This window comes from Pseudomonas sp. S31, assembly GCF_016648105.1.
Taxonomy (GTDB): Bacteria; Pseudomonadota; Gammaproteobacteria; order Pseudomonadales; family Pseudomonadaceae; genus Aquipseudomonas.
In genome coordinates this window covers 112,192-138,994 of the sequence record NZ_JACVVE010000014.1, presented here as the reverse complement: position 1 = coordinate 138,994, position 26,803 = coordinate 112,192, and the positions used below count along the sequence as shown (strand labels likewise).

Sequence of the window (26,803 nt, the reverse complement as noted above, 5' to 3'; positions counted from 1 at the left end):
CAATTTGCTTTGCAGATTGCGGTGGTGAAGACGAAAGACCCGAAAATTCGTGGCCACAAATTCACATATCCGAATTCGCTAGGCTGTCCATCTGGACATTCTGGCAACAGAATTTCTTGACGACCATAGAGCATTGGAACCACCTGATCCCATCCCGAACTCAGTAGTGAAACGATGCATCGCCGATGGTAGTGTGGGGTTTCCCCATGTGAGAGTAGGTCATCGTCAAGATTCATTTCGCAAAACCCCTATCTGCGCGAGCAGGTAGGGGTTTTGTCTTTCCGGCGGTGGCGGTAGGGCCTCAGCTTACTTCACCTCAACCGCGCGCCACCTCCGCCAGATGCGCTGCCGCTTCTTCACTCTTGAGCACCAGCACATCCCCTTGCAGTGAATCGAGCACCACCTCGGACGTATTGCCGATCAGCGCTCCCGATATCCCGGTACGCGCCACGGTGCCTATCACAGTGACCACGGCATCGTATTTCTGCTCGATTTCGGGAATGAGCACATCCGCCGGGCCTTCCTTCACATGCAGGCACCCCTCGGCGATGTCGTACTCTGCCTGGAAGCGCAGGCACGCGTCCCGATAGCGTTGTTCGATCGTTTCACTCAACTGGTAGACCGGGTCTGCCGAGGCCAGCATGGGAGAGGGATGGGCGCTGACCACGTGCAGGGTTCCCTGGGCCAGCCTGGCAATTTCGTAGCCATGATCGATGATACTGGCATGCAGGCGCCGGTGATCCTCGTCCTCGTTGCCCACATCCACGGCGGCCAACACCACACCACCGGTCCAGGGCCGCTCGCTGCGGACCATCAACACCGCGCAAGGGCAATAGCGCAGCAACTTCCAGTCTGTAGGGGTCAACAGCGCTCTCTTCAACGGGTTGTCCGGCCAGTGCTCCTTGATCACCAACTCGCAGCCTTCGGCTTGCTGCACCTCGATGATCGACTGGTGCAGGCTGTCATGCCAGGCCTGCTCGTGAGTGACATTGTCGTAGCCATCATCGTGCAACTGGCTACTGAGCAAACTGAGCAGGGCGCTGTGGTCGTGGTTCTTGTGGCACATCAACAGGTGTAGCCGGGCGCCCGTCACGCCAGCGATCAACTTGGCCCGGGTCAGCGCACGGCTGTGAGCATGTTCGGGGTCGAGGACGACGAGGATGCTACGGACGGCTTGCATGGGCAGTAACTCCTTCCAAAGGTGGCCAACGCTGACTATAGTCGGCGCCCCTCGCGCCGCCGCTTGATGTACATCAAGCATAGTCACTGGCGTAGGCCATCACCGCCGGTATAATCGCCGGTCCTGACCGTTCAACGAAGTGATTGGTAGCCCTATGTCCCTGATCCCCGAAATCGACGCTTTCCTTGGCTGCGCGACGCCTCACGCCTGGATCGAAGCGGCCTTGGCCGATCAGGAAACCCTGCTGATCGACCACAAGAACTGTGAGTTCAAGGCTGCCAGCACGGCGTTGAGCCTGATCGCCAAGTACAACACTCACCTCGACCTGATCAACATGATGTCGCGCCTTGCCCGCGAAGAACTGGTGCACCACGAGCAGGTGCTGCGCTTGATGAAGCGCCGTGGCGTGCCGCTGCGGCCGGTATCGGCGGGGCGCTATGCTTCGGGCCTGCGGCGCCTGGTGCGCGCCCATGAGCCGGTGAAGCTGGTCGATACCCTGGTGGTAGGGGCGTTCATCGAGGCGCGCAGTTGCGAGCGTTTCAACGCCCTGGTGCCGCACCTGGACGAGGAACTGGGCCGGTTCTACCAAGGCCTGCTGAAAAGCGAGGCCCGCCATTACCAAGGCTACCTGAAGCTGGCCCACCAGTACGGCGAGCCGGCCGATATCGCCCGGCGGGTCGAACTGGTCAGGGAGGCGGAGGCCGAGCTGATCCAGTCAACCGACCAGGAACTGCGTTTCCACAGTGGCGTTCCCATGGTGCAAGCCGCCTGACCCCCGCCAGGCGGCGCCCGGCTCAGTCGCGCCGCCCGATCAGCAAGCCCACCACCAGGCCAAGGCCTGCCGAGAGCGCCACGGTCTGCCACGGGTGTCCGCCGATGTAGTCTTCAGTCGCCTCCACCACAGGTTGCGCCCGGGCTCGCATCTGGCCAGCGGCCTGACTCGCCTGGCGCAACTTCAGACCCAGCTGGGCACGCAGGGTGTCGGCTTCTTCGCCCACCAGGGAGGCACTGCGGTCGAGTAATCTTTCCGACTCTTCGATCAAGGCCTGCAGTTCGCTGAACACCTGGTCCTTGATTTGTTCGCCGTTGGCAGTTGATTGGTTTTTTCGAGCCATGAACACGTCCTCGTCGATGGATGGTTAGAACAATGGATTTCAGCACGACGGGAAAGTTGCCACGGGTTTCCGATGTCATGCCGCTACGGTGTAAGATAGCGGCCATTTTTCATTGGCAGGTATTCCATGAGTTTCAATCTCGCCAACAAGAGCTTTCAGGAACGGGCGCAGATCGAGGCGGAAAAAGCCCGTCTGTTCGAAATGTGGCAGAACAACCTCGGCAAGGCCAAAGGCGAAGCGGCTCGGCTGATCTCGGAAAAGTCCCGCCGCAAGGGCAAATGGGCGGAATGGGTGCGTGCCGAGCTGGACGCCATGTCGCCGCCGGACTACGCCAACCTGGTGCGCAGCGAAGTCAACAAGATGATGGCCGCCGCCAGCGCCAACCGCTGAGGCCCCTACCAGATCAGGCTGCCATTGTTGGTCAGGTCGAGCTTGCCTTCGTCGGTGAAGCGTACGGTGCCCAAGGGCCCTCCCGCCAACTTGCCGCGCAGCTTGTAGGGCATTCCTTGCAGCGAGTCGAGCTTGCCTAGGCCATAGGCCTGGCGCAGGAAGGAAAAGGCGGTGATGCTCACTGGCACGGTGATCACCGCCTCATCGAATCGGCCGATGTGCCCTTGCTGGTCACTGACCCCAGCTGCCAACGGTTGGCCGTTGACCTCCAAGTTGAGCGCGATACCGTTGTAGTCGATGGCATTCTCGTTCGGGTTCTGTACCCGCATCTTCACCGCCATGCGCATTTCCAGCTCCTGGCCGGGCAGCGGCTCGATGCCGATCACGCTGATGTTCAGTGGGTCGCGCGCCTGGAACAGGGCACAGGCCTGCAGTGCACCCAGCATCAGCAGGACCATTAACAAACGCGTGCAGCGATGCAATCGGGCAACCATGGGGAGCAACCTTGCCAGCGGAGTCGAGCCTGCAGTGTGGCAAACGTACGGCATAGTTGAAAGTACCGGGCATTATCAAAGATACTGTTTCTCATTCACGCCCGATAATTCTTCCTACTGGCAGTGCTTTCTCCCAATGCTGACGTCTCCCGTGTCTGGTCTGCTGGCAAGTTTCCAGGAGCACTACGACGACCTGTTGCAGTTCTTGACTCGACGCATGAGCGATCGGCAGCGTGCCGCCGACGTCGCGCAGGAGACCTACCTCAAGCTGGCGAAGATCGACGAGCAGGCAGTGACGGTACTGCACGCACGCAGTTTCATCTTCCGCGTGGCCAGCAACCTGGCCATCGATGCCCTGCGCCGCGAGCAGCGCCTTGCCGCCAGCCATGAGGACAGCGACAGTGCAGGGGAGGTGGCCTGCCCAGCCCCGGCCCCGGAGGCGACCCTGCTGGCCCGGGAGCGTCTGCAGATGCTCGACGAGGCACTCTTGCAGCTGCCCGATAACGCCCGCCAGGCATTGTTGCTCAACCGTGTCGAAGGCCTGACCCAGGCGCAGATCGCGCAACGCCTGGGCGTTTCCGAGAGTATGGTGGCAAAATACATCGGCCAGGCCTTGCGCCATTGCCGTGACTGGCTCAAACACAACCATGACTGACGCCTCGACCATGCACGCTTCCCAGCCGATCAGCGACCTGTCCGACGATGCCCTCGACTGGCAGGCCCTGCTGCACTCGGGGAATGCCAGCGCGGCCGACCGGGCACGCTACCAGCGCTGGTGCCAGCTGAGTCCGGCGCATAGGGCCGCAGCCGCAGAAGCCGAGGCGCTGTGGCTGGACCTGGGCCATACAGCGACCGCCCAGGCATTCAAAGCACCGCCGCTGCGCCGTAGACAGCGCCATTGGGCGGCAGCTATCGCCGCTTCCCTGGTGCTGCTGGTGGTCGGCTACGGCAGCTGGCAGCAAGCGCCCGTGTGGTTGGCGGATTACCACACCGGGGTCGGCGAGCGGCAGAGCTTCACCTTGGCGGATGGCTCACGGGTACTGCTCAACAGCGCCAGCGCCTTGAACGTGGCGTTCAATGCCAATGAGCGCCGGGTGGTCCTGCAGGCCGGCGAAGCGCTGTTCGACACCGCTGACGACCCGCGGCCCTTCGTGGTCGAGACCGCTGGCGACGCCATCCAGGGCGGGACCGCGACCTTCAGTGTGCGCCGCGACGGCCAGGTGGTCCTGGCCAAGGGCGAGGCCCGGGCCGGCAACCACGCGTTGGCGGTGGCAGCGGATGCCAGCGCGCAGACCGCCTGGCAACGCGGCAAGCTGATATTCAACGGCAAGCCACTGGGGCAGGTGTTGGCCGAGCTGGAGCGCTACCAGCATGGTCGCATCTTGGTCCCCGACAGCAAGCTCGCCGCCCTCGAGGTCAGCGGCGTGTTCGACCTGGACGACCCTCAGGCGCTGCTGCGAACGCTCGAGCAGCGCTACGGCCTCAAGGTCACCTATCTGCCCTGGCTGGCCGTGGTCTACTGAGTCGTCAGAAAATAATCGAAATTTTTTTCATTTGGCGCTGCAAGGTCGTGCAAGCCAGATCGTCGTAGTGGGACTGATCAGCAACCCATTCTCATTTACGACTTGTCTGGAAGCTCATTCGTGCCTCTCATGCCCATGCCGTCTACCCCTGGCCAACCGCACCGTCGCGGCGCTCGACTCCATCTTGCCTTGCTGTCCTGCAGCGCCCTGGCCATGCTCGCTGGTCCCCTGCAGGCATGGGCCAGCAGTGAGGCCCAGGTGCAGGTCCAGGCGCGCCAGGTACAGCTCGACCTGCCGGCGCAACCCCTGGACCAGGCCCTGACGGCCTTCGCCGACCAGGCCGGGCTGCACCTGTTGTACACCACCGGCGATGTGCAGGGGCTGACCAGCCCAGCCCTGCAAGGCAGCTACAGCATCGACCAGGCCCTGCAGCAGCTGCTCGACGGCAGCGGCATGGCCTGGCAGTACAGCGATAGCCGCACCATTACCCTGCGCAAGGCCGAGGCGGCTGCGCAGACCGTCAATCTCAAACCCATCGAGGTCAGCGTCGCCTCGCGCACCAGCACCGCGATCAGCGAAATCCCTGGCACCGTATGGGTGGTCGACCAGCAGCAGTTGCGCGAGCAGATCGACAGTGGCGTCAGCCTAAAGGAAGCCATCGGCAAACTGGTACCGGGCCTCGACCTGGCCCCGGAAGGGCGGACCAACTATGGGCAGAACATGCGCGGGCGCAACGTGCTGGTGATGATCGACGGGGTCAGCCAGAACAGCTCGCGTGGCCTGTCGCGCCAGTTCGACAGCATCTCGCCGTTCAACGTCGAGCGCGTCGAGGTGCTGTCCGGTGCCAGCGCCATCTACGGCGGTGGCGCCACTGGTGGCATCATCAACATCGTGACCAAGAAAGGCGAGGCGGGGGATGTGCGTTTCGAGACCCAGCTCGGTGCCAGCAGCGGCTTCAACAACAGCGATGACCTGGCGACCCGCTTTGCCCAGTCGATCAGCGGCGGCAACGATCGGATCAATGCCCGCCTGGGCATTTCCGGCGAGCAGAACGAAGCCTTCTACGACGGCGCCGGCGACCAGATCTTCATCGACAACACCCAGACCGACCTGCAGTACAACCGCACCATCGACGTGCTCGGCAGTGTCGGCCTGAAGCTCACCGATGAACAGAGCCTCGACCTGTTGGCCCAGTACTACGACTCGGGCAACCATGGCAGCACCGGTATCTACTTCCCCAACCTGAACTACAACGCCCCGTCGGATCTGGAAGACGCCGAGCTGCGCAGCGGCTATTCGTCGGACCTGGAACCGCGCACCCGGCGCTTGCTGTTGAACGCCAACTACCACCACAGCGACGTGCTGGGCCAGGACTTCTATCTGCAGGCTTCGTACCGCAAGGAAGATGACAACTTCTATCCGTTTCCCTACTACAACCGCGCTACGCCAACCGGCTCGCGCGGCGTGTATTTCGCCGCCTCGCAACAGAATTTCGAAGTCACCAGCCTCAAGGGCCTGTTCGCCAAGCAGTGGGATACCCTCAAGCTGACCTATGGCGTCGACCTCGACCGAGAGCGCTTCAACGCCCAGCAGACCACCTTCGATGCCCTGACCTCATCGGAAAGCGGCGGCCTGGACCTGGACAAAGACAGCAAGGCCGACCGCTACCCCAGCTACCGCGTCGACGGCGTCTCGGTGTACGCTCAGCTCGACTGGCATGCCACCGACAACCTGACCCTGTCCGGAGGCGCCCGGCGCCAGCAGATGGACGTCGATGTCAGCGACTTCAAGGGGGTTCCAGGCGGCAGCAACGACTACCAGGTCAACCTGTACAACGTCGGCGCGATCTACGACTTCAAGAATGGCCACCAGGTCTGGACCAACTACGGTGAAGGCTTCGACTTGCCGGACCCGGCCAAGTACTACGGCAAGGCCGGCATGAGCGTGGCGGACAACCCGCTGGCCGGCATCAAGAGCCGCCAGGTCGAGCTGGGCTGGCGCTATGCCGACCTGGACTGGGACGCGCAGGCGGCGCTGTACTACATCTGGTCCGACAAGATCATCAACGTCGACTCGCAGACCCTGACCATCAACGTCGAAGACCAGAAGAGCCGTGACTTCGGATTCGAGGGCGCGTTGACCCGGCACTTCCAGAGCGGTTGGGAGGGCGGTGGCACCCTGCACCTGACCCGTTCCGAGGAGGAAGACGTCAACGGCGGCTGGATCAAGCGTGATGCGCGCTATGCCTCGCTGTCCAAGGCCACGGCCTTCGTCGGCTGGAAGGGCGATGGCCGCAGTGCCCGGTTGCAGGCCAACCATGCCTTCAGTCTGAAGGATGATGCCAATCATGAGATCGACGGCTATACCACCTTCGATCTGCTCGCCAGCCAGGATACCGGGTTCGGCACCTTCAGTGCCGGGATCCAGAACCTGTTGGACAAGCAGTACAGTACCGTGTGGGGCCAGCGTGCGACGCTATTCTACTCACCGACCTACGGGCCGGCCTATCTCTACGATTACCAGGGGCGCGGGCGCACCTACACCCTGACCTGGAGCATGGCGTACTGATGTTGGCCTGAGCGAAGGTCCTGCGCAGGTGCCCGTACGCTGTGCAGGATTTTCCATACAGAGCGAGACAGCGCCCGTCGAAGGCGCATACTGAAATATCAGGAATCAACTCCACACGCACTCACACTTTTGCCGCGAACCCTTCGCGCCTTAGGCTATCGAATCCACAAGGCGCGACTTTTCGTACAGGAGGTGAAGCATGAAGCCCGTATTGCCGACCCTGGTCGTCGGCCTGATGCTGTGTCTGCCGCTACAGGCAGCGCCAACCCAACCGTTGCAGCTCGCCGCCAGCAACAACAATCCCTACAACAGCCCGATCCAGCGGGCCAACCCGAACAGCCGCCAGGGTACCCAGCAGTCCACCCCACCGGTGCGCGGCCCCTCGACCGCGCCCAATGTGCGCACCCCTAGCCTGGACAACCGCGGCATCGGCAATGGCGACAATCTGCGTCGGCAACAGCAGACCCCCAATCTGGAGCCCACTCGTCCAGCGCGTGACTCGCAACGTGCGCCATGAACCCTATTCAGGAAGGAACCGCCCCATGCTTCGACGCACCTGGTTGAACACCCTGGCCGCTGCCACGTTGCTGCCGCTGTTGGCCCATGCGGCCCCCGAACAGCAGTTTCCCAGCGAGGAGGGCCGGCTGACCGTCAGCACCATCGCCGATGGCCTGCGCAACCCTTGGGCCCTGGCGTTTCTCCCAGGCGGCAAGGACATGCTGGTGACCGAACGCCCGGGTAACCTGCGGGTGGTCAGCGCCGAGGGCAAGGTTGGCGCGCCGATCAGCGGTGTGCCCAAGGTCTGGGCCGAGGGGCAGGGCGGCCTGCTGGACGTGGTGCTGTCGCCTGAGTTCGCCAAGGACAGGACCGTTTACCTGTCGTACGCCGAAGAGGGCAGCGACGGCAAAGCAGGTACGGCCGTGGGCCGTGGCCAGTTGTCCGAGGACCGCGCCCGGCTGGAGAACTTCAGGGTGATCTTCCGCCAGCAGCCGAAGCTGTCGGTGGGCAATCACTTCGGTTCGCGCCTGGTGTTCGACCGCGATGGCTACCTGTTCATCGCCTTGGGCGAGAACAACCAGCGCCCCACCGCCCAGGACCTGGACAAACTGCAGGGCAAGGTGGTGCGCATCCTCCCCGATGGCACGGTACCCAAGGACAACCCCTTCGTCGGCCAGGCCAATGTGCGGCCGGAGATCTGGTCGTATGGCCACCGCAACCAGCAAGGCGCTACGCTGAATCCGTGGACCGGCAAGCTCTGGACTCATGAGCACGGGCCCCGCGGCGGCGATGAGATCAACATCCCGCAAGCCGGCAAGAACTATGGCTGGCCGATCGCGACCCATGGCAGCGACTATACGATGCTGCCGATCTCCGAGGCCAAGGGCGAGCAGGTCGAGGGCATGGTCGGCCCGCACCACGTCTGGGAGAAGTCGCCGGGCATCAGTGGCATGGCCTTCTACGACAGCCCGACCTTCAAGGCCTGGGACCACGACCTGTTCATCGGTGCGCTCGCCACCCAGGAACTGATCCGCTTGCAACTCGACGGTGACAAGATCGTGCACGAGGAGCGTCTGCTGGGCGATTTGAAGGCGCGTATCCGCGATGTGCGGGTGGGGCCGGACGGCTACCTGTACCTGCTGACCGATGCCAAGGACGGGGCGTTGCTGAAGGTTGGCCTGGGCGAAAAGTGAGGATCGAGGTTGGTTGTTCCGGCCCTATCGCCGACAATGGAGCCCCCACAGGCCAAGGCCGGATGCCATGCCTTCAACCCCACGATCGCTCTACGACCAGGCCCTGACTGCGCAAGGCTATGCGCCTGACCCTGCCCAGGCCACGGCCGTCACCGCCCTGCAATCCTGTTTCGACGCGCTCGAACAGGGCCGTGCCACCCAGGGCCTGTACCTCTGGGGGCCGGTCGGGCGTGGCAAGACCTGGCTCATGGACCTGTTCCACCGCTGCCTGGATATCCCCTCGCGTCGCCAGCATTTTCACCACTTCATGGCCTGGGTCCACCAGCGACTGTTCCAGCTCAACGGCACCGCCGACCCGCTGAAGGCCCTGGCGCAGGAGTTGGCCGGGCAAATCCGCGTGTTGTGTTTCGACGAGCTGTTCGTCAGCGACATCGGCGACGCGATCATTCTCGGGCGTCTGTTCCAGGTGCTGTTCGACCAGGGGGTGGTCATCGTCGCGACCTCCAACCAGCCACCCGGGCAGCTCTACCGCGACGGCTTCAACCGCGAGCGTTTTCTCCCGGCGATCGCTGCCATCGAACGGCACATGCAGGTGCTGGCGGTGGCCGGTGACCAGGATCATCGCCTGCACCCCGGTGAAGCGCGGCAGCGCTATTGGGTTGCCAGCGCGGGCAATGAAGGGGCACTCGAGCAAGTCTTCCACACCCTGAGCCGCGACGATGCCGGTAGCGCCGAACCGTTGGCGGTCGGCTCGAGACAGATCCAGGTCATCCGGCGCAGCGAGCAAGCGATCTGGTGCCACTTCGCGCAGTTGTGCGAGCAACCGTTGGCGGCGACGGACTTCATGGCCTTGTGCGATCGCTATCAGGCGATCCTGCTGCAGGGGGTGCCAGCGCTAGGCGGCGAACAGCGCGTCGGGCGCATCGCCCGAGGCACCGAAGACGCAGCAGCGCGGGTGGAGGCGGGCGATCGTGAGTTGCCGAAGCTGTCGCCCAAGGATGACGCGGTGCGCCGCTTCATCGCCCTGGTCGACGAATGCTACGACCGCCGAGTGGCCCTGTACCTGGAAGCCCAGGTGCCGTTGGAGGCGCTGTACACCCAGGGCTACCTGGCGTTCGCCTACCAACGCACCTTGAGCCGCCTGCGCGAGATGCAGCTGCAGCGCTTCGGCTGACTCACCGTCAACGCCCGAGCCAGTCAAGCAGGGCCTTGTGGAATTGCTCCGGCTCCTCGATCTGCGGTGCATGGCCCATGCCGGGGAAAATCACCAATTGTCCCTGGGGGATCAGCTTGGCGACCCGCGGGCCCAGTTCCTTGTAGTTGCCCAGCTGGGCCTTGAGCGCCGCCGGGGCGATATCGCTGCCGATGGCCGTGGTGTCCTGGTCACCGATCAGCAGCAAGGTCGGCATCTTCAGGTTGTGAAATTCGTGGTACACCGGCTGGGTGAAGATCATGTCGTAGATCAGCGCCGAGTTCCACGCCACGGCTTCATGCCCGGGCCCCTGGTTGAGCCCCACCAGCATCTGCACCCAGCGCTCGTATTCGGGCTTCCAGCGCCCGGCGTAGTAGGTCTTGCGTTCGTAGTTGCGCACACCTTCGGCGTCGAGCTTGAGCTCGCGGGCATACCACTGGTCCACCGTGCGGTAAGGCACGCCCAGTGCTTTCCAGTCCTCCAGGCCGATCGGATTGACCATCGCCAGGCGCTCGACCTGCTGTGGGTACATCAGTGCGTAGCGGGTCGCGAGCATGCCGCCGGTGGAGTGGCCGAGGATGATCGCCTGGCCCACGCCCAGGCGCTCGAGCAAGGCATGGGTGTTGGTTGCCAACTGCTGGAAACTGTACTGGTAATGCGCAGGCTTGCTCGAGGTACAGAAACCGATCTGGTCTGGGGCGATGACGCGATAACCGGCCTGGCTCAGGGCGTCGATGGTGGTTTCCCAGGTAGCCGCACAGAAGTTCTTGCCATGCATCAGCACCACGCTGCGCCCGTTGGCGTTGCCTTTGGCTGGCACGTCCATGTAGCCCATCTGCAGGTCTTGGCCTTGGGACTTGAAGTCGAAATGTTGCAAGGGGTGGGGGTAGGCGAAGCCTTCGAGCTGTTTGCCATAGGTGGTGGGTTCGGCGGCGATGGCGGTGCCAGCGACAAGGCAGGCGAGGGCCAGGGCGGTTGCGCGCAGCATGGGGGCACTCCGTGTAGGGCCATGTAGGAATAGGCGACTTTAACAGTCAGACCGCAACCTTAACCGGTAAAGGTGTTACCAGGGATGAAACCGCCCTGGGGGGCCATTAGAACAGCGCAAACCCTGGCCTGACAGGTTCGGCACGTTGCAACACATGTGCGAGCTTGCTCGCGATGCGCCGCGCGGGCGGCGCTGGGTCGCATAGGCGCTGCAAATTCCGTGGTGAACAGCGGCTCACCGATCTGAATCAACGCAGTGATGGCACTTTTTCGACGGCGGCAACCACTAATGTTCCAGGACACTCAAGGAACCTCCATGAACGAAACCGCTCTGCAGAACAAAGCCCTGGCCGTGTTGCTGACATTGGTCACCGTCGCCTTCATCTGGATCATGCTGCCGTACTACGGCGCGATCTTCTGGGCGGTGATTCTGGGCATCCTGTTCGCGCCCATGCAACGCAAGCTGCTGCTGCGTTTCGGCCGCCGGCGCAACCTGGCGGCGCTGGTCACCCTGTGCACCTGCCTGCTGATCGCGGTACTGCCCGTCGCTGTCATCAGCGCCTTGCTGGTGCAGGAGGGCGCATCGCTGTACCAGCGCATCGAGAGCGGGCAGCTGGACATCGCCGGCTACATCGAGCATGGCAAGGACATGCTCCCGGCGTTTGCCCAACATGCCCTGGACCGCATGGGCATCGGCAACCTCGATGGCTTGCGCGACAACGTCACCCAGTGGGCGACCCAGGGTAGCCAGTTCCTCGCCGGCAAGGCCTTCAGTTTCGGCCAAGGCACGTTCGAAATGATGGTGAGCCTCGGCGTCATGTTGTACCTGCTGTTTTTCTTCCTGCGCGAAGGCGCCGAGGTCGCGCGGCGCATTCGCCTGGCCGTGCCGCTGCCCGAAGAGCAGAAGCGCCGCCTGCAACTGAAATTCAGCCGGGTGGTGCGGGCGACGGTCAAGGGCAACGTGCTGGTGGCGGTGACCCAGGGCGCGCTGGGCGGGTTCATCTTCTGGGTGCTGGACATTCCCAGTGCGTTGGTCTGGGCGGTACTGATGGCGTTCCTGTCACTGCTGCCAGCGGTGGGGGCGGGGATCATCTGGGCACCGGTGGCTGCCTATTTCCTGCTGACCGGGGCGATCCTGCAAGGGGTGATCCTGACGGCCTTCGGCGTGCTGGTGATCGGCCTGGTCGATAACCTGCTGAGGCCGATCCTGGTGGGCAAGGATACGCGCATGCCCGACTATCTGATCCTGGTGTCGACCTTGGGTGGCCTGGCGGTGTTCGGGCTCAATGGCTTCGTGATCGGGCCGCTGATCGCGGCGCTGTTCCTGTCGAGCTGGGACATTTTCGCCTCGTCCAAGCCGCAGGTGCAGTTGCCGCAATAGGGCTGCGTTGCAGCCCCTTTTCGGCGATATGGACGGTTCGGGGTTTCAGCGGAAACTGTACGAAACCCCGGCATACACCCCGAAACCTTCCCCTGGCGTCGAGCGAGCGACATCCTGGCCGGCGTCGTCGTACCCCGGCGTTACCGTTGCGGCATAGCGCTTGTTGGTGAGGTTGCGCAGGTCGAGCCAGGTCTGCCAGTCCTGCTTCGGCGAATCCCAGCCCAGGCGCGCGCCGAGCAGCATGTAGGCATCGGCGTGGTAGCTGTTGGCGTAGTCGACCTGCACCTTCGAGGCCATTTGCGTATTGACCCCGGCGTAGAATCCGCTCGGCCAGTCGTAGCGCAGTTCGGCCTGGTAGTAGTGCATGGGGATGCCCGGCAGGCGGTTGTCGCCGAACTGGTCGTCGTCGCGGTAGTGGAAGTCGCTGAAGGTGTAGGCTTGGCGCAGGCTCAGCTTGCCAGTTCCGGGGTCCTCCCAGAGGGTGCTGTCCAGGCCGGCTTCGACACCCTGGTGCACGGTGGGGCTGGCGTTGAACTCCTTGAACGGCAAGCCTTGCACGACTTCCACGTTGAGCAGTTCATGACGCACCTGTGAGTAGTACCAGGCCAGATCCCAATGCCCCAGGGCCGACTCCCCGCGGGCACCCAGTTCCAAAGTGGTCGCGGTCTGGTTCTGCATCTTCATGGGCTGATTGGTGACCGGCGCACTCCAGACCAGGGACCACGGATGTGGTGGCTCCACTGAACGGCTGAGATTGCCGTAGACCTGCAAGTCCGGGCGAATGTCGTAGCGCAGGCCAATGCGTGGCGCATAGTCCCAATCATGTTGACTGACCTTGCCGCCACTGGCCGGGTAGGTGACATCGCTTTCACGACGGGTATAGATCATCGCCAGGCCCGTGGTAAGCCACAGATCGGGTATCAGCTCCAGGTCGTTACCCACATGCAGCACGGTATCCGAGCCCTGGTAGCTGAAGTCGCGCGCGCGCTCACCGACCACATCGTTGACCCGCGAAAACTGTGAGGCGCCGCTGTTCGGTAGATGTTTGGTGGTGCGCCAGCCGACAGTGGTCTTGCTTTCAAGGCCAAACAGGGTGTCACGACGGAAGTAGTTCATCGTGCCGCTGACATCGGTATAGGCGACCTTCAAGCGCATGGCGCCTTCGCGCAGGTCCATCGGATAGTCGTGATACACCAGCCCCGCTTCCAGGCGAGAGTCGTCGTCGAGATAGAACGTGGTCTTGTTGCCGACCCAGGTGCTGCCGGGCTGCGGGCGGCTGTCGTTGCGCGACAGGTAACCAGGGTTGGCCGCACGGGGATGGTGCTTGATCTGCTCCTTGGTCAGGCGCCCGGCCAGGTCGTTTTCGGTTTCCCGGTAACGCAGGTAGAAGCGGGTTTCCAGGTTCGGGTTGAAGCGGTAGCCGACGTTGGCGGCGATGCCCTTGGAGCTGCCGCTGCTGTGTTCCTGGTAGCCGTCGTATTCCGAGTCGGTCAGGGCCACGTAGTAATCGAGGTTGCCCAGCACCTGGCCGGAACTGATGTGGCGATGCTGGTAGCCGCGGCTACCGACCTCGTAGCGCACCTGCAAGGGCGCCGCGTCGTAGCCGGTGTGGGTCACGTAGTTGATCGCCCCGCCCAGTGCCAGGGCACCCTGGTCGAAGCCATTGGCGCCACGCAGCACCTCGGCGCGGCTCAGCCACAGCGGCTCGAACAGTTCGTAGGGGGTACCACCGGGGCCGGTCAGCGGCAGGCCGTCGAACATCGTGTACACCCCGGAACCATGGGCGCCGGGTGCGCGGTTGATGCCCGAGCCACGGATCGACAGCTTGATGCCGTCGTTGCCCGCCGATTGGGCGAACACCCCGGGTTGGTAGGCCAGCACGTCCTGGTTGCTGGCAACCCGGCCTTGCCCCACGCCCTGCATGTCGATCAGGTTGCTGGCGCCGGGCACTGCCTGCAGGCGTGCGCGGGCATCCTCCAGTTCGCTCTGCTGCTCATCGTTGATCAGCACCTGGCCCAGCTCGATCGCCGGTGCAGCCGAAGCGGGCTGGCCAGCCGTGAACAGGGCCATCAGGCCAAGGCAGGATGAAAGGGGCAAAACGGGACGCATCGAACAACTCCAGGCGAAGGGAGAAAAGACAGTGGCGTTGTGACGAGCGAAACGCCGCGCAAAGCACGCGTAATTTCAGTTCTTTGCAGGCCACTGATGGGAACGGATTTGTACGCGGGTTGTTTACAAGCCGCACGAGTGGAGCGCGGGCATCGGGCTGCGTAAGTTGAGGCGGACTGCGGCGGGACCTTGGCTCGTCGTTATCGGCAATGATTTCTGGAGGCAGATGATGAATACCAACCTACAACCGATAGCCGAGCATTCTGCGGACTTTCCGATTCGCCTGACGCCTCGCGAAGAAAAGGTACTGCTGTGGTGCGCCTACGGAAAAAGCTCCTGGGAAATTGGCCAGATCCTCGAATGCCAGGAATCCACGGTGAATTTCCATGTGGGCAACATACTGCGCAAATTCGATGTCTCCACCCGCGTTGCCGCCGTAATCAAGGCCATTCGCTATGGCATGCTCTCCGAGGAATGATGGCATGAACCGAAACCCAATGGCTCTGCCTGGTCTCGCGTGCGAGCGTGAGGCGCTGGCCTGCATGCCACGCTTCCCGGATTGTCATGACCCGTTCTGGCCGCGCATCGACTTGCCGGTACTGCGCAAGCGACTGGCGCTGGAGGCGCGGGTCAGCGATGCAGGCCTGGGCCTTGCCGTACGCTGCGCGGCCATCGAGGCAGCGAAGGAATTCGCCACCTGGCGGACAGCCCTGCGCGGTCGGGGTTATCAACGCCTGGAGGACATTGGTGGGCATCGACAGGGGCGTGCGCTGTCGCTGTGCTATGTACGTTATCTGGAAGCGGCAGTGATGAAGGCGCTCGCCAGCACTGGCCAGCTATCCGTTGCCGGCAAGAAGGTGGGGCATGGATGATTTCGAGTGGGTGCGCAGTGTGCTGCGCGAGCGTGTCGAAGCCGAGGGCCGGGTGTTGTTCGGCGCATTGTTGGGAGCCGTGCTGATCGCCCTCGCGCGTGGCCGACTTATCCTGGAGCCGCGCAAACGGCTAGCGGTGTTCAGCCATCTGCTGTTGGTATTCCTGGCCATGGGCGTGGGTTATCTGTTCGAGCCCTTGTTGACCTCCCTGGTGCCCTCGCTCACCCGTGGGATGGCTGCGTTCGTTGCGGCGGTGGCGGTCATTCCGGTCTATCTGAAGCTCATGGCATGGCTGGATGCGGTGGACATGCGCGACATCCTGCAGCGCTGGCGCCGCTGAAGTCAGCCTGGGAGGGCATCCAGCCTATCGAGCTTGCGCTCCAACTCCTGAAGGCGCTGCTTGTCCTTCATGTACAGCAACGCGGCCTGCCGGTCGGTCAGGGAGAGGCTGCGCAAGCACTCGAGGGCTTCATTTTCCCAATGAGTCTGGCCCTCGGCTTGGTTGCCCAGTGTCCCTTCACCCAGCAACAACCAGTCGAGCGAGCAGGCGTTCTTTCTAGCAAGCTCTACGCATATGGAGTAAGGAACGCTCGCGCGCACCTTCCAGCTGCTGAGCGTTTGCGGGCTGACGCCCAGAGCGCGGGCCAACTGTACATCAGTGTTCGAACCGGTCAGTTGCTTGAGACGAGCGAACACCGAAGCGAAAAATTCACTACTCATTATGGATATCCTTGACTGTTATTATGGCGTTTCCCTGGCTTAAACTAATCATTGAGAGTATCAACCCTGCATTTTGAGGATGGTTCGGAATGTATCGTGAATTAATGGAATACCCTGGCTGTGCCGTAATAAATACTGACGCAGGTGCGCGATTAATCCTACAGGACGCACCAGTTTTCAAACATGGCAGGTACTTATCTTGAGTACGTATAAGTTGGTCTGTCCGCACTGCAACAGCAAGATGCGTATTCGTACCAGTGAGGGGCGGCATATCTTCTTGAGAGTCGCTTACTTGCAGTGCATCAACGAAGCCTGCGGTTGGTCGGTCAGGGCCGAATTCGAAATGACCCATGAACTGTCTCCGAGTGGCACGCCCAATCCGGCGGTCCACCTGCCCTCGGCCAACAGCGAACTACGACGCACCGTCGGCCTTGCGGAAAACCGTTCCTCATCGGCCAAATAGCGGAGCGCTAGCTGACGCAGATAAAAAAACACCCCGCATGAGCGGGGTGTTTTTCCTTGCGCCGTGATCAGCCGAGCAACTGCAAGCCGGCGTGTTGCACCAGCTCCAGCAGGGGTTGCGGGTAGACGCCGAGGACGAAGGCGAGAATGGCGATGGCCAGCAGCATCACGCCGCCGGTACGCTGTTCCCACTTCAGCGGGGCGTCGTGGCGACGCAGGTTCGGTTCGACCAGGTACAGGGTCACCATGACGCGCAGGTAGTAGTAGACACCGATGGCACTGCCGATCACCAGTGCGCCGACCAGCCACCACAGCTGCGACTCGACGCCGGTGGCGATGATGTAGAACTTGCCGATGAAGCCGGCGGTCAGCGGGATACCCGCCAGCGACAGCATCATCACGGTCAGTACCGCAGTCAGGTACGGACGGCGCCAGAACAGGCCGCGGTACTCGTACAGTGCGTCGGCATCACGGCCGCCGTAGGGCGAGGACATCAAGGTGATGACACCGAAAGCACCGAGGCTGGTGATCACGTAGGTGACCAGGTACACGCCCATGGCTTCCAGGGCCAGGCCCTTGCTGGCGACTAGGGCGATCAGCAGGTAGCCGAAGTGGGCGATGGACGAATAACCGAGCAGGCGCTTGAGATTGCTCTGGGTCAGGGCCAGCAGGTTACCGATCAGGATCGACGCCACGGCGATGACCGCCAATACGGTGCTCAGCACGCCGCTGCTGGCAGCAGGGGAGAGCATGAACAGACGCACGACCACGGCGAACACCGCCACCTTGCTGGCAGTGGCGAGGAACGCGGCGACCGGTGCTGGAGCACCTTCGTAGACGTCCGGGGTCCACAGGTGGAACGGTACCAGTGACAGCTTGAAGGCCAGGCCGACGAGCATCATGCCCAGGCCCAGCTGGGCCAACAGGCTTGGCATGCTGGTAGCGGCCAGGGCCTTGCCCAGCTGGTCGAAGGTCAGGCTGCCGGCGTCGGCGTACAGCAAGGCCATGCCGAACAGCAGGAAGGCCGAGCCTGCAGCCGACAGCACCATGTACTTGATGCCGGCTTCCAGCGAACGCTTGTTGAAGAAGGCGTACGCCACCAGGCCATAGACCGGTACCGACAGCAGCTCAAGGCCGATGAACAGGCCAGCCAGGTGGTTGGCGCTGACCAGCACCAGGCCACCGAGGGCCGACATCAGCAGCAGCAGGTACAGCTCTTCACGGTTGCCCGGGAAGCCCTTGGCACCTTCGCCGAGGTAGGCGTGGGCAAGAGTCACGCAGGCCAGGGTGGCGACCAGGATGATCGCCATGTACAGGCAGGCGAACTTGTCGATGGTGATCAGCGAAGTGACCGCCAGCGGCGCGACCTTCAGCGCCGGCAAAATCGACAGCAGGGCCAGGTTCAGGCCGACGGTGGACAGCAGGAAGGTCTGCGAGTGGTTGCGCTTCCAGGCGATCGCCAGCATCACCACCACCGTGGTGAGGGTGGTGATCAGCATCGGCGCCAATGCGATGAAGTGTTGAGTGGTGAATTCCATAGCGCTCTTACCGGGCCGAAGCGAGTTGAGTGAAAGCGGAACCGAGCCACTGCTGTACACCACTCATGGTGGCGGCAGAGGTGTCGAGGAACGGCTGCGGATACACGCCCAGCAGGATCAGCAATACCGCCAGGCCCAGCACCATGACCAGCTCGCGACCGTCCATGCCGGCCAGCACGGTATCGGCCTTGGCCGGGCCGAAGTAGGCGCGGTGGATCATGATCAGCGAGTAGACCGAACCGAAGACCAGGCCGGTGGTGGCGATCACGGTGATCCATGGCACATGCACGAAGCTGCCGAGCAGGATCAGGAACTCGCCGACGAAGTTACCGGTGCCGGGCAGGCCCAGGGAAGCGGCGGCGAAGAACAGACTGATGGCGGGCAGGTAGGCGATGCGGTGCCACAGGCCACCCATCTGACGCATGTCACGGGTGTGCAGGCGCTCGTACAGCTGGCCGGACAGGATGAACAGCGCGGCGGCCGACAGGCCGTGGGCCAGCATCTGGATCACCGCACCTTGCAGGGCCTGCTGGCTGCCGGAGTAGATACCGATCAGTACGAAGCCCATGTGCGAGACGCTGGAGAAGGCGATCAGGCGCTTGATGTCGGTTTGCGCGAAGGCCAGGAAGGCACCGTAGAAGATACCGATCAGGCCCAGGGTCATGGCGATCGGCGCGAACTCCGCCGAGGCGTTCGGGAACAGCGGCAGGGCGAAGCGCAGCAGGCCGTAGGCAGCAGTCTTCAGCAGGATACCGGCCAGGTCCACGGAACCTGCGGTCGGTGCCTGGGCGTGGGCGTCAGGCAGCCAGGAGTGGAACGGCACCACCGGCAGCTTCACCGCGAAGGCGATGAAGAAGCCCAGCATCAGCAGGTACTCGGTGCCGGCTGGCAGCTCGGCCTTGAGCAGGTCGCTGTAGTTGAAGGTGATGACCCCGGTGTTGGTGTAGTTGACCAGCACCAGGCCGAGGATCGCCACCAGCATGATCAGGCCGCTGGCCTGGGTGAAGATGAAGAACTTGGTCGCCGCGTAGATCCGGGTCTTCTTGCCGTCTGCCGAGCTGTGACCCCAGAGCGCGATGAGGAAGTACATCGGCACCAGCATCATTTCCCAGAAGAAGAAGAACAGGAACAGGTCCAGGGCCAGGAACACACCGACCACGCCGCCGAGGATCCACATCAGGTTGAGGTGGAAGAAGCCGACGTGACGCTGGATCTCTTTCCAGGAGCACAGTACCGACAGCACACCGAGCAGGCCGGTGAGCAGGATCATCAGCAGCGACAGGCCATCGAGGGCCAGGTGGATGCTGATGCCGAAGCGCTGGATCCACTGGACTTTGTATTCCAGGGCCCAGGCCGGTTCGGCACCTGGAGCGGGCGCGAGGGTGTAGTCGCCGTGAGCCCACAGCCACAGGCCGATGCCGAGCAGCAGGGACATGGTCAGCAGCGCGATCCAGCGCGGCAGGGTGGCGCCGAAGCGCTCACCCAGCCAGCACAGGAAGCCGCCGATGAAGGGGATCAGGATCAGCCAAGGCAAAATCATGACGGGTTCGTTTCCTTTTGCAGAGTCGCAAGGTTCGCAAGGTTCGCAAGCTTCATGGTCATACCGCCGCCACTACCACAGCGCCGAGTACCAGCACTGCGCCAACGGCGATCGAAGCGGTGTACCAACGCAGCTGGCCGGTTTCGGTCTTGCTCATGGCGACGTTGCCGCCGCGCGCCAGACGAGGAATCAGGCCGATGCTGCGGTCAACCGGGTCCTTGCGCAGGATGTGGCTGATCAGCAGGTAAGGTTTGACGAACAGCTTGTCGTAGATCCAGTCGAAGCCCCAGGCGGCGAACCACCAGGCCGACAGCACGCGGCCGATGCCGCTGTTGGCGACGGCGCTGACGAAGCGGCGCTTGCCCAGGAACAGCAGGGCCGACAGCAGGATACCGGCGATGGCGATGGAACCCGAGGTGATCTCCAGCGCGTGCTTGGCTTCGCCACCGGCGTGGCCGGCGCTTTCAGGCAGCACGCCTGCCAGCGGCGGGTGGATCCAGGCGCCGATGAAGGTCGAGAGCACGATCAGCACGCCCAGTGGCAGCCAGTGGCTGATGCCGTGGCCGGCGTGGGCTTCGGTCTTGGCTTCGCCGTGGAAGGCGATGAAGATCAGGCGGAAGGTGTACAGCGAGGTCATGAACGCGCCGACCAGGCCGGCGTACAGCAGGCCGGTGTTGCCGCTGGCGAAGGCTTCCCAGAGGATCTCGTCCTTGGAGTAGAAGCCAACGGTCACGACTGGCAGGGCAGCCAGGGCAGCGCCACCGACCACGAAGCTGGCGTAGGCCAGCGGCAGTTTCTTCCACAGGCCGCCCATCTTGAAGATGTTCTGCTCGTGGTGGCAGGCAACGATCACCGCACCGGAGGCAAGGAACAGCAGGGCCTTGAAGAAGGCGTGGGTCATCAGGTGGAAGATCGCCGCGTCCCAGGCGCCGACGCCCAGGGCCAGGAACATGTAGCCGATCTGGCTCATGGTCGAGTAGGCGAGGATACGCTTGATGTCGGTCTGCACCAGGGCGGCGAAGCCGGCCAGGACCAGGGTCACGCCACCGACCACAGCCACCAGGTGGAGGATGTCCGGCGCCAGCAGGAACAGGCCGTTGGTACGGGCGATCAGGTACACGCCCGCGGTCACCATGGTTGCCGCGTGGATCAGCGCCGACACTGGAGTCGGGCCGGCCATCGCGTCGGCGAGCCAGGTCTGCAGTGGCAGCTGGGCCGATTTACCGACCGCGCCACCCAGCAGCATCAGGGTCGCCAGCACCATCCAGGTATCGCCAGCCTGGAACTTCTGCGGTGCCAGCACCAGCAGCTCCTGCACGTTCAGGGTACCCAGCTGGGCGAACAGGATGAACAGGCCGATGGCCATGAACACGTCGCCGATACGGGTGACGATGAACGCCTTGAGCGCCGCGTTACCGTTGTTGCGGTTGCTGTAGTAGAAACCGATCAACAGGTACGAGCACAGGCCCACGCCTTCCCAGCCGAAGTAGATGAACAGCAGGTTATCGCCGAGGATCAGGAACAGCATGCTGGCGATGAACAGGTTGGTGTACGAGAAGAAGCGCGAGTAACCGGCTTCGCCGCGCATGTACCAGGAGGCGAAAAGGTGGATCAGGAAGCCGACGCCGGTGACCACGCCGAGCATGGTGACCGACAGGCCGTCCAGGTAGAGGGTGAAGTTCGGCGCGAAGCCGTCCACCGACATCCACTGCCACAACAGCTGGCTGTATGCACCGCCTTCAGGCGGGGCGACATTGAATTGCCAGATGACGTAGGCAGCCGTGGCGGCCGAAAGGCCGACCGAGCCGACGCCGATCAGCGCCGAGAGGTTCTCCGAGAACCGCCCGCGCGAGAACGACAGCAGCAGGAAGCCGATCAGGGGGAAGACGAAAGTCAGGAAGAGAAGGTTCATCCGCGCATCTCACTGGCAGCATCGATGTCGAGAGTGTGGAAGCGGCGATACAGCTGCAGCAGGATGGCCAGGCCAATGCTGGCCTCGGCGGCTGCCAGGCTGATCACCAGAATGAACATCACCTGGCCGTCGGGTTGGACCCAACGGGCACCGGCGACGATGAACGCCAGGGCAGCGGCGTTCATCATGACTTCCAGGCTCATGAGCACGAAGAGGATGTTGCGGCGGACCATCAGGCCAACCAGACCTAAGCAGAACAGGATGCCGGCGACCGCCAGACCATGCTCGAGGGGGATAGCACCCATGATTTACTCCTTCGCCTCGTTGCGGCCCAGGTGGAAGGCGGTGACGGCTGCAGCGAGCAGCAGCATCGAGGCCAGTTCGACCACCAGCAGGTACGGGCCGAACAGGCTGATACCTACCTCTTTCGGGCTGACGGTGGTACCGCTGATGGCAGCGCCGCTCGGGGTGACGAACAGCACGTACAGCAGCTCGAGCAGCAGCAGCGCGGCGAGGATCACCGGCCCCGCCCAGATACCGGGCTTGAGCCAGCCGCGCTCCTGGGCGACCGAGGCCGGCCCGAGGTTGAGCATCATCACCACGAAGACGAACAGCACCATGATGGCGCCAGCGTAGGCGATCACTTCCAGGGCGCCGGCAAACGGCGCACCCAGGGCGAAGAAGATCATCGCGACGGAGATCAGCGAAATGATCAGGTAGAGCAGGGCGTGCACGGGGTTGGTGCCGGTCACCACCCGAAGGGTGGAGACCACGGCGATCCCGGATGCGAAGTAGAAAGCGAATTCCATCTTTCTGTCCTTATGGGAGCAAGCTCTTCACGTTGATCGGCTCGGCTTCGTTCTGCGCGGAGCCTTTCGGCTTGCCAGCGATCGCCATACCCGCAACACGGTAGAAGTTGTAGTCAGGGTTCTTGCCGGGGCCGGAGATCAGCAGATCTTCTTTCTCGTACACCAGGTCCTGACGCTTGAACTCGGCCATTTCGAAATCCGGAGTCAGCTGGATCGCGGTGGTCGGGCACGCCTCTTCGCACAGGCCGCAGAAGATGCAGCGCGAGAAGTTGATGCGGAAGAACTCCGGGTACCAGCGGCCGTCCTCGGTCTCGGCCTTCTGCAGCGAGATGCAGCCGACCGGGCAGGCCACCGCGCAGAGGTTGCACGCCACGCAGCGCTCCTCGCCATCGGGGTCGCGGGTGAGGACGATGCGGCCGCGGTAGCGCGGCGGCAGGTACACGGGCTCTTCGGGGTATTGCAGGGTGTCGCGCTTGCGGAACCCGTGGGAGAACACCATCACCAGGCTGCGCAGCTGAGTGCCGGTGCCCTTAACGATGTCGCCGATATACTTGAACATGGGTCAAATCCTCACTGGGCCGCGACGGCTGGCGTGTTGTAGAGCACGATCGCAGCGGTCACCAGCAAATTGATCAGGGTCAGCGGCAGGCAGAACTTCCAGCTGAAGTCCATCACCTGGTCATAGCGTGGGCGCGGGATCGAGGCGCGCAGCAGGATGAACAGCATGATGAAGAACGCGGTCTTCAGCGCGAACCACAGGAACGACAGTTGCGGCAGGATGCCGAACGGGCCGTGCCAGCCGCCGAAGAACAGGGTCACCAGCAGCGCCGAGATGAGGATGATGCCGATGTACTCACCGACGAAGAACATGCCCCATTTCATGCCGGCATACTCGATGTGGTAGCCGTCGGCCAGTTCCTGTTCCGCTTCCGGCTGGTCGAACGGGTGACGGTGGGTCACGGCGACGCCAGCGATGAAGAAGGTACAGAAGCCGAAGAACTGCGGAATGATGAACCACAGGTTCTGCGCCTGGTACTCGACGATGTCGCGCATGTTGAACGAGCCCACCTGCACCACCACGCCCATCAGCGCCAGGCCCAGGAACACTTCGTACGACACGGTCTGTGCCGAGGCACGCAAGCTGCCCAGCAGGGCGTACTTGTTGTTCGACGACCAGCCGGCGAACAGCACGGCGTAGACCGACAGGCCGGCCATGGCGAAGAAGAACAGCAGGCCGATGTTCAGGTCGGCGACGCCCCACAGCGGGGTGATCGGAATCACGCAGAAGGCGATCAGCAGGGCACTCATGGCCACGACCGGCGCCAGGGTGAAGATCATGCGATCGACGAAGGGCGGGTTCCAGTCTTCCTTGAAGAACATCTTCAGCATGTCGGCGGCGATCTGGAACATGCCGAACGGGCCGACGCGGTTCGGACCGTAGCGGTCCTGCCACCAACCCAGCAGGCGGCGCTCGACGAAGCTGAGCAGCGCGCCGCAGACCACCACCGCGAGCAGGACCACGATGGCCCGGACCACGGTGAGGATCACATCGATCACTTCGGGGGTGAACCAGCTCATTGTGCTGCCTCCTGCAGACCTTCGACGGATGCACCGAAGATGGCAGGCGGAATGCCGGCCAGGCCTTTGGGCAACGCAACCAGGCCAGCGCCCAGTTCTTCATTGATACGCAGCGGCAGGCGCAGGGCCACGCCGGCAACGTTCAGGCTGAGCAGAGCGCCTTCGTTGACACCCAAGCGGTCGGCTTCGGACTTGGCCAGGGCCACGTAGGCAGCCGGAATGCGCTCTTGTACCGGAGCGGCGCGCGAGGAGCTCTCTTCGCTGCCGAACAGGTGGAAGAACGGGACGGCGGTCCAGGTGCCACGGGCTGGGTTGAAGGCGCCCGGGATGGCGTTGAACCAGTTCAGGCGGTCACCTTGCGATTCGATCAGGCGCACGCCCGGGTCACCGGCACGCAGATGGCCACCGACCTCGTCCTGGAACTTGTTCCAGGCCTGCGGCGAGTTCCAGCCCGGCGACCAGGCGAACGGCACCTGCTGGCGCGGTTCGGCGGAGCCCGAGTAGCCTTCCATGGAGAAGGCGAACGCGGTGTCCTTGTCTTGCGGGGTACGCGGCTCATGCACGCTGATATTGGCGCGCATGGCGGTACGGCCGGAGTAGCGCAGCGGCTCGCGGGCCAGCTTCATGCCTTTGATGCGGAACGCGGCGCTTGGCGCTGCGTTGACGATACCGGCCAGTTGCGGGGCGGCCTCGGCGCAGGCGCTGGTGACGTGGTCCAGCTGGGTCCAGTCGACCGGCTTGTTCAGCAGGGTGGCACGCAGGGCGTGCAACCAGCGCCAGCCTTCGTGGACCAGGATGCTGCTGTCCAGGTACTGCGGGTCGAACACCTGGAAGAAGCGTTGGGCACGGCCTTCCTGGCTGATCAGGGTGCCGTCGCCTTCGGCGAACGAGGCCGCTGGCAGCACCAGGTGGGCGCGGTCGACGGTCGGGGTCTTGGAGTGGTCGGCAACGATCACCACCTTGGCCGCGGCCAGGGCAGCGTCGACCTTGGCGGCCGGTACGCGGGCGTACAGGTCGTTCTCCAGCACCACGATGGCGTCGGCTTTGCCGCTGATCACCGCGTCCAGCGCGGCATCCACCGACTCGCCACCCATCATGGCCATGCCCAGGCTGTTGGCCTCGGGGACCACCAGGCTCAGCGAGCCGTTCTTCTCGCGCAGCTTCAGGGCCTTGGCGATGTTGGCGGCGGCTTCGATCAAGGCCGGGTCGGCCAGGGAGGTACCGGCGATCACCAGTGGGCGCTTGGCCGCGACCAGGGCATCGGCGATGCGCTGGGCCAGGGCCTTGGCCTCTGCGTCCAGGCCTTCGACGGCCGGGGCGCTTGGATCGATGGCGTTGGCTACGGCGAAACCGATACGGGCGAGGTCGGCCGGGGCGGCGTGCACGCATTCTTCGGCGACGTCGTCGAGCTTGGTTTCAGCCAGCGAAGCGATGAACAGCGGGTACAGCGCGTGCTGGCCGATGTTCTTCACCGCGGCGTCGAGCCACGGTTGTACCTTCATGCCTTCGGCCATGGCCGCGGCCTTGCCCTTGGTGGCCTGGCGTACGGCCAGGGCGACGCGGGCGGCGGTCTGGGTCAGGTCTTCGCCGAGCACGAACACCGCGTCGTGGTCTTCGATGTCGCGCAGGGTCGGCACCGGCAGCGGGCTGTTGTTCAGTACGTCGAGCACCAGGCGTACGCGGGCCAGTTCACCGGCCTCCATGCCCGAGTAGAAGTACTCGGCGCCGACCAGTTCACGCAGGCCATAGTTGCTCTCGAGGCTGGCGCGAGGCGAACCGATGCCGACGATGGTACGGCCGCGCAGCAGGTCGGCGGCCTTGTCCAGGGCAGCGTCCAGGCTCAGCTTGGTGCCGTCGGCCAGCAGCGGCTGGCGTGGGCGGTCCTTGCGGTTGACGTAGCCATAGCCGAAACGGCCACGGTCGCACAGGAAGTACTGGTTGACCGAGCCGTTGAAGCGGTTCTCGATACGACGCAGTTCGCCGTACCGCTCACCCGGGCTGATGTTGCAGCCGCTGGAGCAGCCGTGGCAGATGCTCGGGGCGAACTGCATGTCCCACTTGCGGTTGTAGCGCTCGGAGTGGGTCTTGTCGGTGAACACGCCGGTCGGGCAGACCTCGGTCAGGTTGCCGGAGAACTCGCTCTCCAGCACGCCGTCCTCGACGCGGCCGAAGTACACGTTGTCGTGGGCGCCGTATACGCCCAGGTCGGTGCCACCGGCATAGTCCTTGTAGTAGCGCACGCAGCGGTAGCAGGCGATGCAGCGGTTCATCTCGTGGGCGATGAACGGGCCGAGGTCCTGGTTCTGGTGGGTACGCTTGGTGAAACGGTAGCGGCGCTCGTTGTGGCCGGTCATCACCGTCATGTCCTGCAGGTGGCAGTGACCGCCTTCCTCGCACACCGGGCAGTCGTGCGGGTGGTTGGTCATCAGCCATTCGACGACGCTGGCGCGGAACGCCTTGGACTCGTCATCGTCGATGGAGATCCAGGTGCCGTCGGAGGCAGGGGTCATGCAGGACATGACGATACGACCACGGGTGTCGTTCTCGTCGGTGTACTGCTTGACCGCACACTGCCGGCAGGCACCGACGCTACCGAGCGCCGGGTGCCAGCAGAAATAGGGGATATCGAGGCCTAGTGACAGACATGCCTGTAACAGGTTGTCCGCACCGTTGACTTCGAGCGCTTTGCCGTCTACGTGGATAGTGGCCATTGTTCAAAGTTCTTCGTTGGCCCGCGTGAGC

At 63.4% G+C, this 26,803-nt stretch carries 26 protein-coding genes, 1 rRNA gene and 1 pseudogene; 14 read left to right on the top strand and 14 right to left on the bottom strand.

What is annotated here, in order from left to right; all coding sequences use genetic code 11:
• The first annotated feature begins 115 nt into the window (after window positions 1-115).
• A 5S ribosomal RNA gene (gene rrf, locus IAE37_RS13110) occupies window positions 116-231 on the top strand.
• An 85-nt stretch (window positions 232-316) separates the two neighbouring features.
• Here rrf and IAE37_RS13105 read toward each other — a convergent pair.
• Window positions 317-1,180 (bottom strand): universal stress protein, encoded by an 864-nt coding sequence (locus IAE37_RS13105; RefSeq protein WP_201174243.1) that lies wholly within the window; start codon window positions 1,178-1,180, stop codon window positions 317-319.
• 154 nt (window positions 1,181-1,334) lie between these two features.
• Between IAE37_RS13105 and IAE37_RS13100 the strand changes: the two genes are divergently transcribed.
• On the top strand, window positions 1,335-1,952 hold the full coding sequence (locus IAE37_RS13100; protein WP_201174241.1) for a tRNA-(ms[2]io[6]A)-hydroxylase: 618 nt from the start codon (window positions 1,335-1,337) through the stop codon (window positions 1,950-1,952).
• Between the two features lie 22 nt (window positions 1,953-1,974).
• Here the strand turns inward: IAE37_RS13100 and IAE37_RS13095 are convergent, their stop codons facing one another.
• On the bottom strand, window positions 1,975-2,295 hold the full coding sequence (locus tag IAE37_RS13095) for a DUF883 family protein (protein ID WP_201174239.1): 321 nt from the start codon (window positions 2,293-2,295) through the stop codon (window positions 1,975-1,977).
• A 126-nt stretch (window positions 2,296-2,421) separates the two neighbouring features.
• On the opposite strand from IAE37_RS13095, the gene IAE37_RS13090 reads away from it, so the two are divergent.
• A complete protein-coding gene (locus IAE37_RS13090) occupies window positions 2,422-2,685 on the top strand; it encodes a hypothetical protein (protein ID WP_201174236.1) in 264 nt (87 codons plus the stop codon).
• A gap of 5 nt (window positions 2,686-2,690) precedes the next feature.
• On the opposite strand, the gene IAE37_RS13085 is transcribed toward IAE37_RS13090, so the two are convergent.
• On the bottom strand, window positions 2,691-3,179 hold the full coding sequence (locus IAE37_RS13085) for an LEA type 2 family protein (RefSeq protein ID WP_201174233.1): 489 nt from the start codon (window positions 3,177-3,179) through the stop codon (window positions 2,691-2,693).
• A gap of 136 nt (window positions 3,180-3,315) precedes the next feature.
• Between IAE37_RS13085 and IAE37_RS13080 the strand changes: the two are divergent.
• From IAE37_RS13080 to zapE, 6 genes and pseudogenes are all read left to right on the top strand, one after another.
• Window positions 3,316-3,819 (top strand): annotated as a pseudogene (locus tag IAE37_RS13080) (RNA polymerase sigma factor); the annotation flags it as partial.
• Between the two features lie 7 nt (window positions 3,820-3,826).
• Window positions 3,827-4,702 (top strand): FecR family protein, encoded by an 876-nt coding sequence (locus IAE37_RS13075; protein ID WP_236409941.1) that lies wholly within the window; start codon window positions 3,827-3,829, stop codon window positions 4,700-4,702.
• Between the two features lie 135 nt (window positions 4,703-4,837).
• The gene (locus IAE37_RS13070) at window positions 4,838-7,270 is read left to right on the top strand and encodes a TonB-dependent siderophore receptor (RefSeq protein WP_201174257.1); all 2,433 of its coding nucleotides are present in this window, start codon (window positions 4,838-4,840) and stop codon (window positions 7,268-7,270) included.
• Window positions 7,271-7,469: 199 nt separating this feature from the next.
• A complete protein-coding gene (locus IAE37_RS13065; protein ID WP_201174226.1) occupies window positions 7,470-7,787 on the top strand; it encodes a hypothetical protein in 318 nt (105 codons plus the stop codon).
• A 25-nt stretch (window positions 7,788-7,812) separates the two neighbouring features.
• The gene (locus IAE37_RS13060; protein ID WP_201174222.1) at window positions 7,813-8,961 is read left to right on the top strand and encodes a PQQ-dependent sugar dehydrogenase; all 1,149 of its coding nucleotides are present in this window, start codon (window positions 7,813-7,815) and stop codon (window positions 8,959-8,961) included.
• A 67-nt stretch (window positions 8,962-9,028) separates the two neighbouring features.
• Complete coding sequence (zapE, locus tag IAE37_RS13055; RefSeq protein ID WP_201174220.1) at window positions 9,029-10,135, top strand: cell division protein ZapE; 1,107 nt, start codon at window positions 9,029-9,031, stop codon at window positions 10,133-10,135.
• 7 nt (window positions 10,136-10,142) lie between these two features.
• Here the strand turns inward: zapE and IAE37_RS13050 are convergent, their stop codons facing one another.
• The gene (locus IAE37_RS13050; RefSeq protein WP_201174218.1) at window positions 10,143-11,141 is read right to left on the bottom strand and encodes an alpha/beta fold hydrolase; all 999 of its coding nucleotides are present in this window, start codon (window positions 11,139-11,141) and stop codon (window positions 10,143-10,145) included.
• A 315-nt stretch (window positions 11,142-11,456) separates the two neighbouring features.
• Here IAE37_RS13050 and IAE37_RS13045 point away from each other — a divergent pair, with 315 nt between their 5' ends.
• Window positions 11,457-12,521 carry an AI-2E family transporter gene (locus tag IAE37_RS13045; RefSeq protein WP_201174215.1) on the top strand — a complete coding sequence of 355 codons (1,065 nt, stop codon included), beginning with the start codon at window positions 11,457-11,459 and terminating at the stop codon, window positions 12,519-12,521.
• A 45-nt stretch (window positions 12,522-12,566) separates the two neighbouring features.
• Here the strand turns inward: IAE37_RS13045 and IAE37_RS13040 are convergent, their stop codons facing one another.
• Window positions 12,567-14,630, bottom strand: a complete 2,064-nt coding sequence (locus IAE37_RS13040) for a TonB-dependent receptor family protein (RefSeq protein WP_201174214.1) — start codon at window positions 14,628-14,630, stop codon at window positions 12,567-12,569.
• A gap of 229 nt (window positions 14,631-14,859) precedes the next feature.
• On the opposite strand from IAE37_RS13040, the gene IAE37_RS13035 reads away from it, so the two are divergent.
• The 3 genes from IAE37_RS13035 to IAE37_RS13025 are packed head-to-tail and all read left to right on the top strand — an operon-like array spanning window position 14,860 to window position 15,842.
• Complete coding sequence (locus IAE37_RS13035) at window positions 14,860-15,108, top strand: response regulator transcription factor (protein WP_201174213.1); 249 nt, start codon at window positions 14,860-14,862, stop codon at window positions 15,106-15,108.
• 4 nt (window positions 15,109-15,112) lie between these two features.
• Entirely contained in the window at window positions 15,113-15,502 is a 390-nt protein-coding gene (locus IAE37_RS13030) for a head completion/stabilization protein (protein ID WP_442967816.1), read from the top strand.
• Window positions 15,495-15,842, top strand: a complete 348-nt coding sequence (locus IAE37_RS13025; protein WP_201174212.1) for a hypothetical protein — start codon at window positions 15,495-15,497, stop codon at window positions 15,840-15,842. The genes IAE37_RS13030 and IAE37_RS13025 overlap by 8 nt, the downstream gene beginning before the upstream one ends.
• A gap of 2 nt (window positions 15,843-15,844) precedes the next feature.
• Here the strand turns inward: IAE37_RS13025 and IAE37_RS13020 are convergent, their stop codons facing one another.
• Window positions 15,845-16,222, bottom strand: a complete 378-nt coding sequence (locus tag IAE37_RS13020) for a helix-turn-helix domain-containing protein (protein ID WP_201174211.1) — start codon at window positions 16,220-16,222, stop codon at window positions 15,845-15,847.
• 199 nt (window positions 16,223-16,421) lie between these two features.
• On the opposite strand from IAE37_RS13020, the gene IAE37_RS13015 reads away from it, so the two are divergent.
• Window positions 16,422-16,685 carry an ogr/Delta-like zinc finger family protein gene (locus tag IAE37_RS13015; protein WP_201174210.1) on the top strand — a complete coding sequence of 88 codons (264 nt, stop codon included), beginning with the start codon at window positions 16,422-16,424 and terminating at the stop codon, window positions 16,683-16,685.
• A gap of 67 nt (window positions 16,686-16,752) precedes the next feature.
• Here the strand turns inward: IAE37_RS13015 and nuoN are convergent, their stop codons facing one another.
• The 8 genes from nuoN to nuoG are packed head-to-tail and all read right to left on the bottom strand — an operon-like array spanning window position 16,753 to window position 26,772.
• Entirely contained in the window at window positions 16,753-18,222 is a 1,470-nt protein-coding gene (nuoN, locus tag IAE37_RS13010; RefSeq protein WP_201174209.1) for an NADH-quinone oxidoreductase subunit NuoN, read from the bottom strand.
• A 7-nt stretch (window positions 18,223-18,229) separates the two neighbouring features.
• Window positions 18,230-19,762, bottom strand: a complete 1,533-nt coding sequence (gene nuoM / locus IAE37_RS13005; protein ID WP_201174208.1) for an NADH-quinone oxidoreductase subunit M — start codon at window positions 19,760-19,762, stop codon at window positions 18,230-18,232.
• A 58-nt stretch (window positions 19,763-19,820) separates the two neighbouring features.
• On the bottom strand, window positions 19,821-21,674 hold the full coding sequence (gene nuoL / locus IAE37_RS13000; protein ID WP_201174206.1) for an NADH-quinone oxidoreductase subunit L: 1,854 nt from the start codon (window positions 21,672-21,674) through the stop codon (window positions 19,821-19,823).
• Window positions 21,671-21,979, bottom strand: coding sequence for an NADH-quinone oxidoreductase subunit NuoK (gene nuoK, locus IAE37_RS12995; protein WP_023631349.1), 309 nt, complete (start codon window positions 21,977-21,979; stop codon window positions 21,671-21,673). Before nuoK ends, nuoL begins: the two co-directional genes overlap by 4 nt.
• A 3-nt stretch (window positions 21,980-21,982) precedes the next feature.
• Window positions 21,983-22,483, bottom strand: a complete 501-nt coding sequence (gene nuoJ / locus IAE37_RS12990) for an NADH-quinone oxidoreductase subunit J (protein ID WP_201174204.1) — start codon at window positions 22,481-22,483, stop codon at window positions 21,983-21,985.
• A 10-nt stretch (window positions 22,484-22,493) separates the two neighbouring features.
• Window positions 22,494-23,042, bottom strand: a complete 549-nt coding sequence (gene nuoI / locus IAE37_RS12985; RefSeq protein WP_011534620.1) for an NADH-quinone oxidoreductase subunit NuoI — start codon at window positions 23,040-23,042, stop codon at window positions 22,494-22,496.
• Between the two features lie 11 nt (window positions 23,043-23,053).
• Window positions 23,054-24,061, bottom strand: coding sequence for an NADH-quinone oxidoreductase subunit NuoH (nuoH, locus tag IAE37_RS12980; protein WP_054884882.1), 1,008 nt, complete (start codon window positions 24,059-24,061; stop codon window positions 23,054-23,056).
• Complete coding sequence (gene nuoG / locus IAE37_RS12975; protein ID WP_201174202.1) at window positions 24,058-26,772, bottom strand: NADH-quinone oxidoreductase subunit NuoG; 2,715 nt, start codon at window positions 26,770-26,772, stop codon at window positions 24,058-24,060. Before nuoG ends, nuoH begins: the two co-directional genes overlap by 4 nt.
• Window positions 26,773-26,803 lie beyond the last annotated feature (31 nt).

Excerpts from the sequence above, each read along its gene's own strand:
- IAE37_RS13105 (WP_201174243.1), bottom strand. The coding sequence starts at position 1,180 with ATGCAAGCCGTCCGTAGCATCCTCGTCGTCCTCGACCCCGAACATGCT.
- IAE37_RS13100 (WP_201174241.1), top strand. The coding sequence starts at position 1,335 with ATGTCCCTGATCCCCGAAATCGACGCTTTCCTTGGCTGCGCGACGCCT.
- IAE37_RS13095 (WP_201174239.1), bottom strand. The coding sequence starts at position 2,295 with ATGGCTCGAAAAAACCAATCAACTGCCAACGGCGAACAAATCAAGGAC.
- IAE37_RS13090 (WP_201174236.1), top strand. The coding sequence starts at position 2,422 with ATGAGTTTCAATCTCGCCAACAAGAGCTTTCAGGAACGGGCGCAGATC.
- IAE37_RS13085 (WP_201174233.1), bottom strand. The coding sequence starts at position 3,179 with ATGGTTGCCCGATTGCATCGCTGCACGCGTTTGTTAATGGTCCTGCTG.
- IAE37_RS13075 (WP_236409941.1), top strand. The coding sequence starts at position 3,827 with ATGACTGACGCCTCGACCATGCACGCTTCCCAGCCGATCAGCGACCTG.
- IAE37_RS13070 (WP_201174257.1), top strand. The coding sequence starts at position 4,838 with ATGCCGTCTACCCCTGGCCAACCGCACCGTCGCGGCGCTCGACTCCAT.
- IAE37_RS13065 (WP_201174226.1), top strand. The coding sequence starts at position 7,470 with ATGAAGCCCGTATTGCCGACCCTGGTCGTCGGCCTGATGCTGTGTCTG.
- IAE37_RS13060 (WP_201174222.1), top strand. The coding sequence starts at position 7,813 with ATGCTTCGACGCACCTGGTTGAACACCCTGGCCGCTGCCACGTTGCTG.
- zapE (WP_201174220.1), top strand. The coding sequence starts at position 9,029 with ATGCCTTCAACCCCACGATCGCTCTACGACCAGGCCCTGACTGCGCAA.
- IAE37_RS13050 (WP_201174218.1), bottom strand. The coding sequence starts at position 11,141 with ATGCTGCGCGCAACCGCCCTGGCCCTCGCCTGCCTTGTCGCTGGCACC.
- IAE37_RS13045 (WP_201174215.1), top strand. The coding sequence starts at position 11,457 with ATGAACGAAACCGCTCTGCAGAACAAAGCCCTGGCCGTGTTGCTGACA.
- IAE37_RS13040 (WP_201174214.1), bottom strand. The coding sequence starts at position 14,630 with ATGCGTCCCGTTTTGCCCCTTTCATCCTGCCTTGGCCTGATGGCCCTG.
- IAE37_RS13035 (WP_201174213.1), top strand. The coding sequence starts at position 14,860 with ATGAATACCAACCTACAACCGATAGCCGAGCATTCTGCGGACTTTCCG.
- IAE37_RS13030 (WP_442967816.1), top strand. The coding sequence starts at position 15,113 with ATGAACCGAAACCCAATGGCTCTGCCTGGTCTCGCGTGCGAGCGTGAG.
- IAE37_RS13025 (WP_201174212.1), top strand. The coding sequence starts at position 15,495 with ATGGATGATTTCGAGTGGGTGCGCAGTGTGCTGCGCGAGCGTGTCGAA.
- IAE37_RS13020 (WP_201174211.1), bottom strand. The coding sequence starts at position 16,222 with ATGAGTAGTGAATTTTTCGCTTCGGTGTTCGCTCGTCTCAAGCAACTG.
- nuoN (WP_201174209.1), bottom strand. The coding sequence starts at position 18,222 with ATGGAATTCACCACTCAACACTTCATCGCATTGGCGCCGATGCTGATC.
- nuoM (WP_201174208.1), bottom strand. The coding sequence starts at position 19,762 with ATGATTTTGCCTTGGCTGATCCTGATCCCCTTCATCGGCGGCTTCCTG.
- nuoL (WP_201174206.1), bottom strand. The coding sequence starts at position 21,674 with ATGAACCTTCTCTTCCTGACTTTCGTCTTCCCCCTGATCGGCTTCCTG.
- nuoK (WP_023631349.1), bottom strand. The coding sequence starts at position 21,979 with ATGGGTGCTATCCCCCTCGAGCATGGTCTGGCGGTCGCCGGCATCCTG.
- nuoJ (WP_201174204.1), bottom strand. The coding sequence starts at position 22,483 with ATGGAATTCGCTTTCTACTTCGCATCCGGGATCGCCGTGGTCTCCACC.
- nuoI (WP_011534620.1), bottom strand. The coding sequence starts at position 23,042 with ATGTTCAAGTATATCGGCGACATCGTTAAGGGCACCGGCACTCAGCTG.
- nuoH (WP_054884882.1), bottom strand. The coding sequence starts at position 24,061 with ATGAGCTGGTTCACCCCCGAAGTGATCGATGTGATCCTCACCGTGGTC.
- nuoG (WP_201174202.1), bottom strand. The coding sequence starts at position 26,772 with ATGGCCACTATCCACGTAGACGGCAAAGCGCTCGAAGTCAACGGTGCG.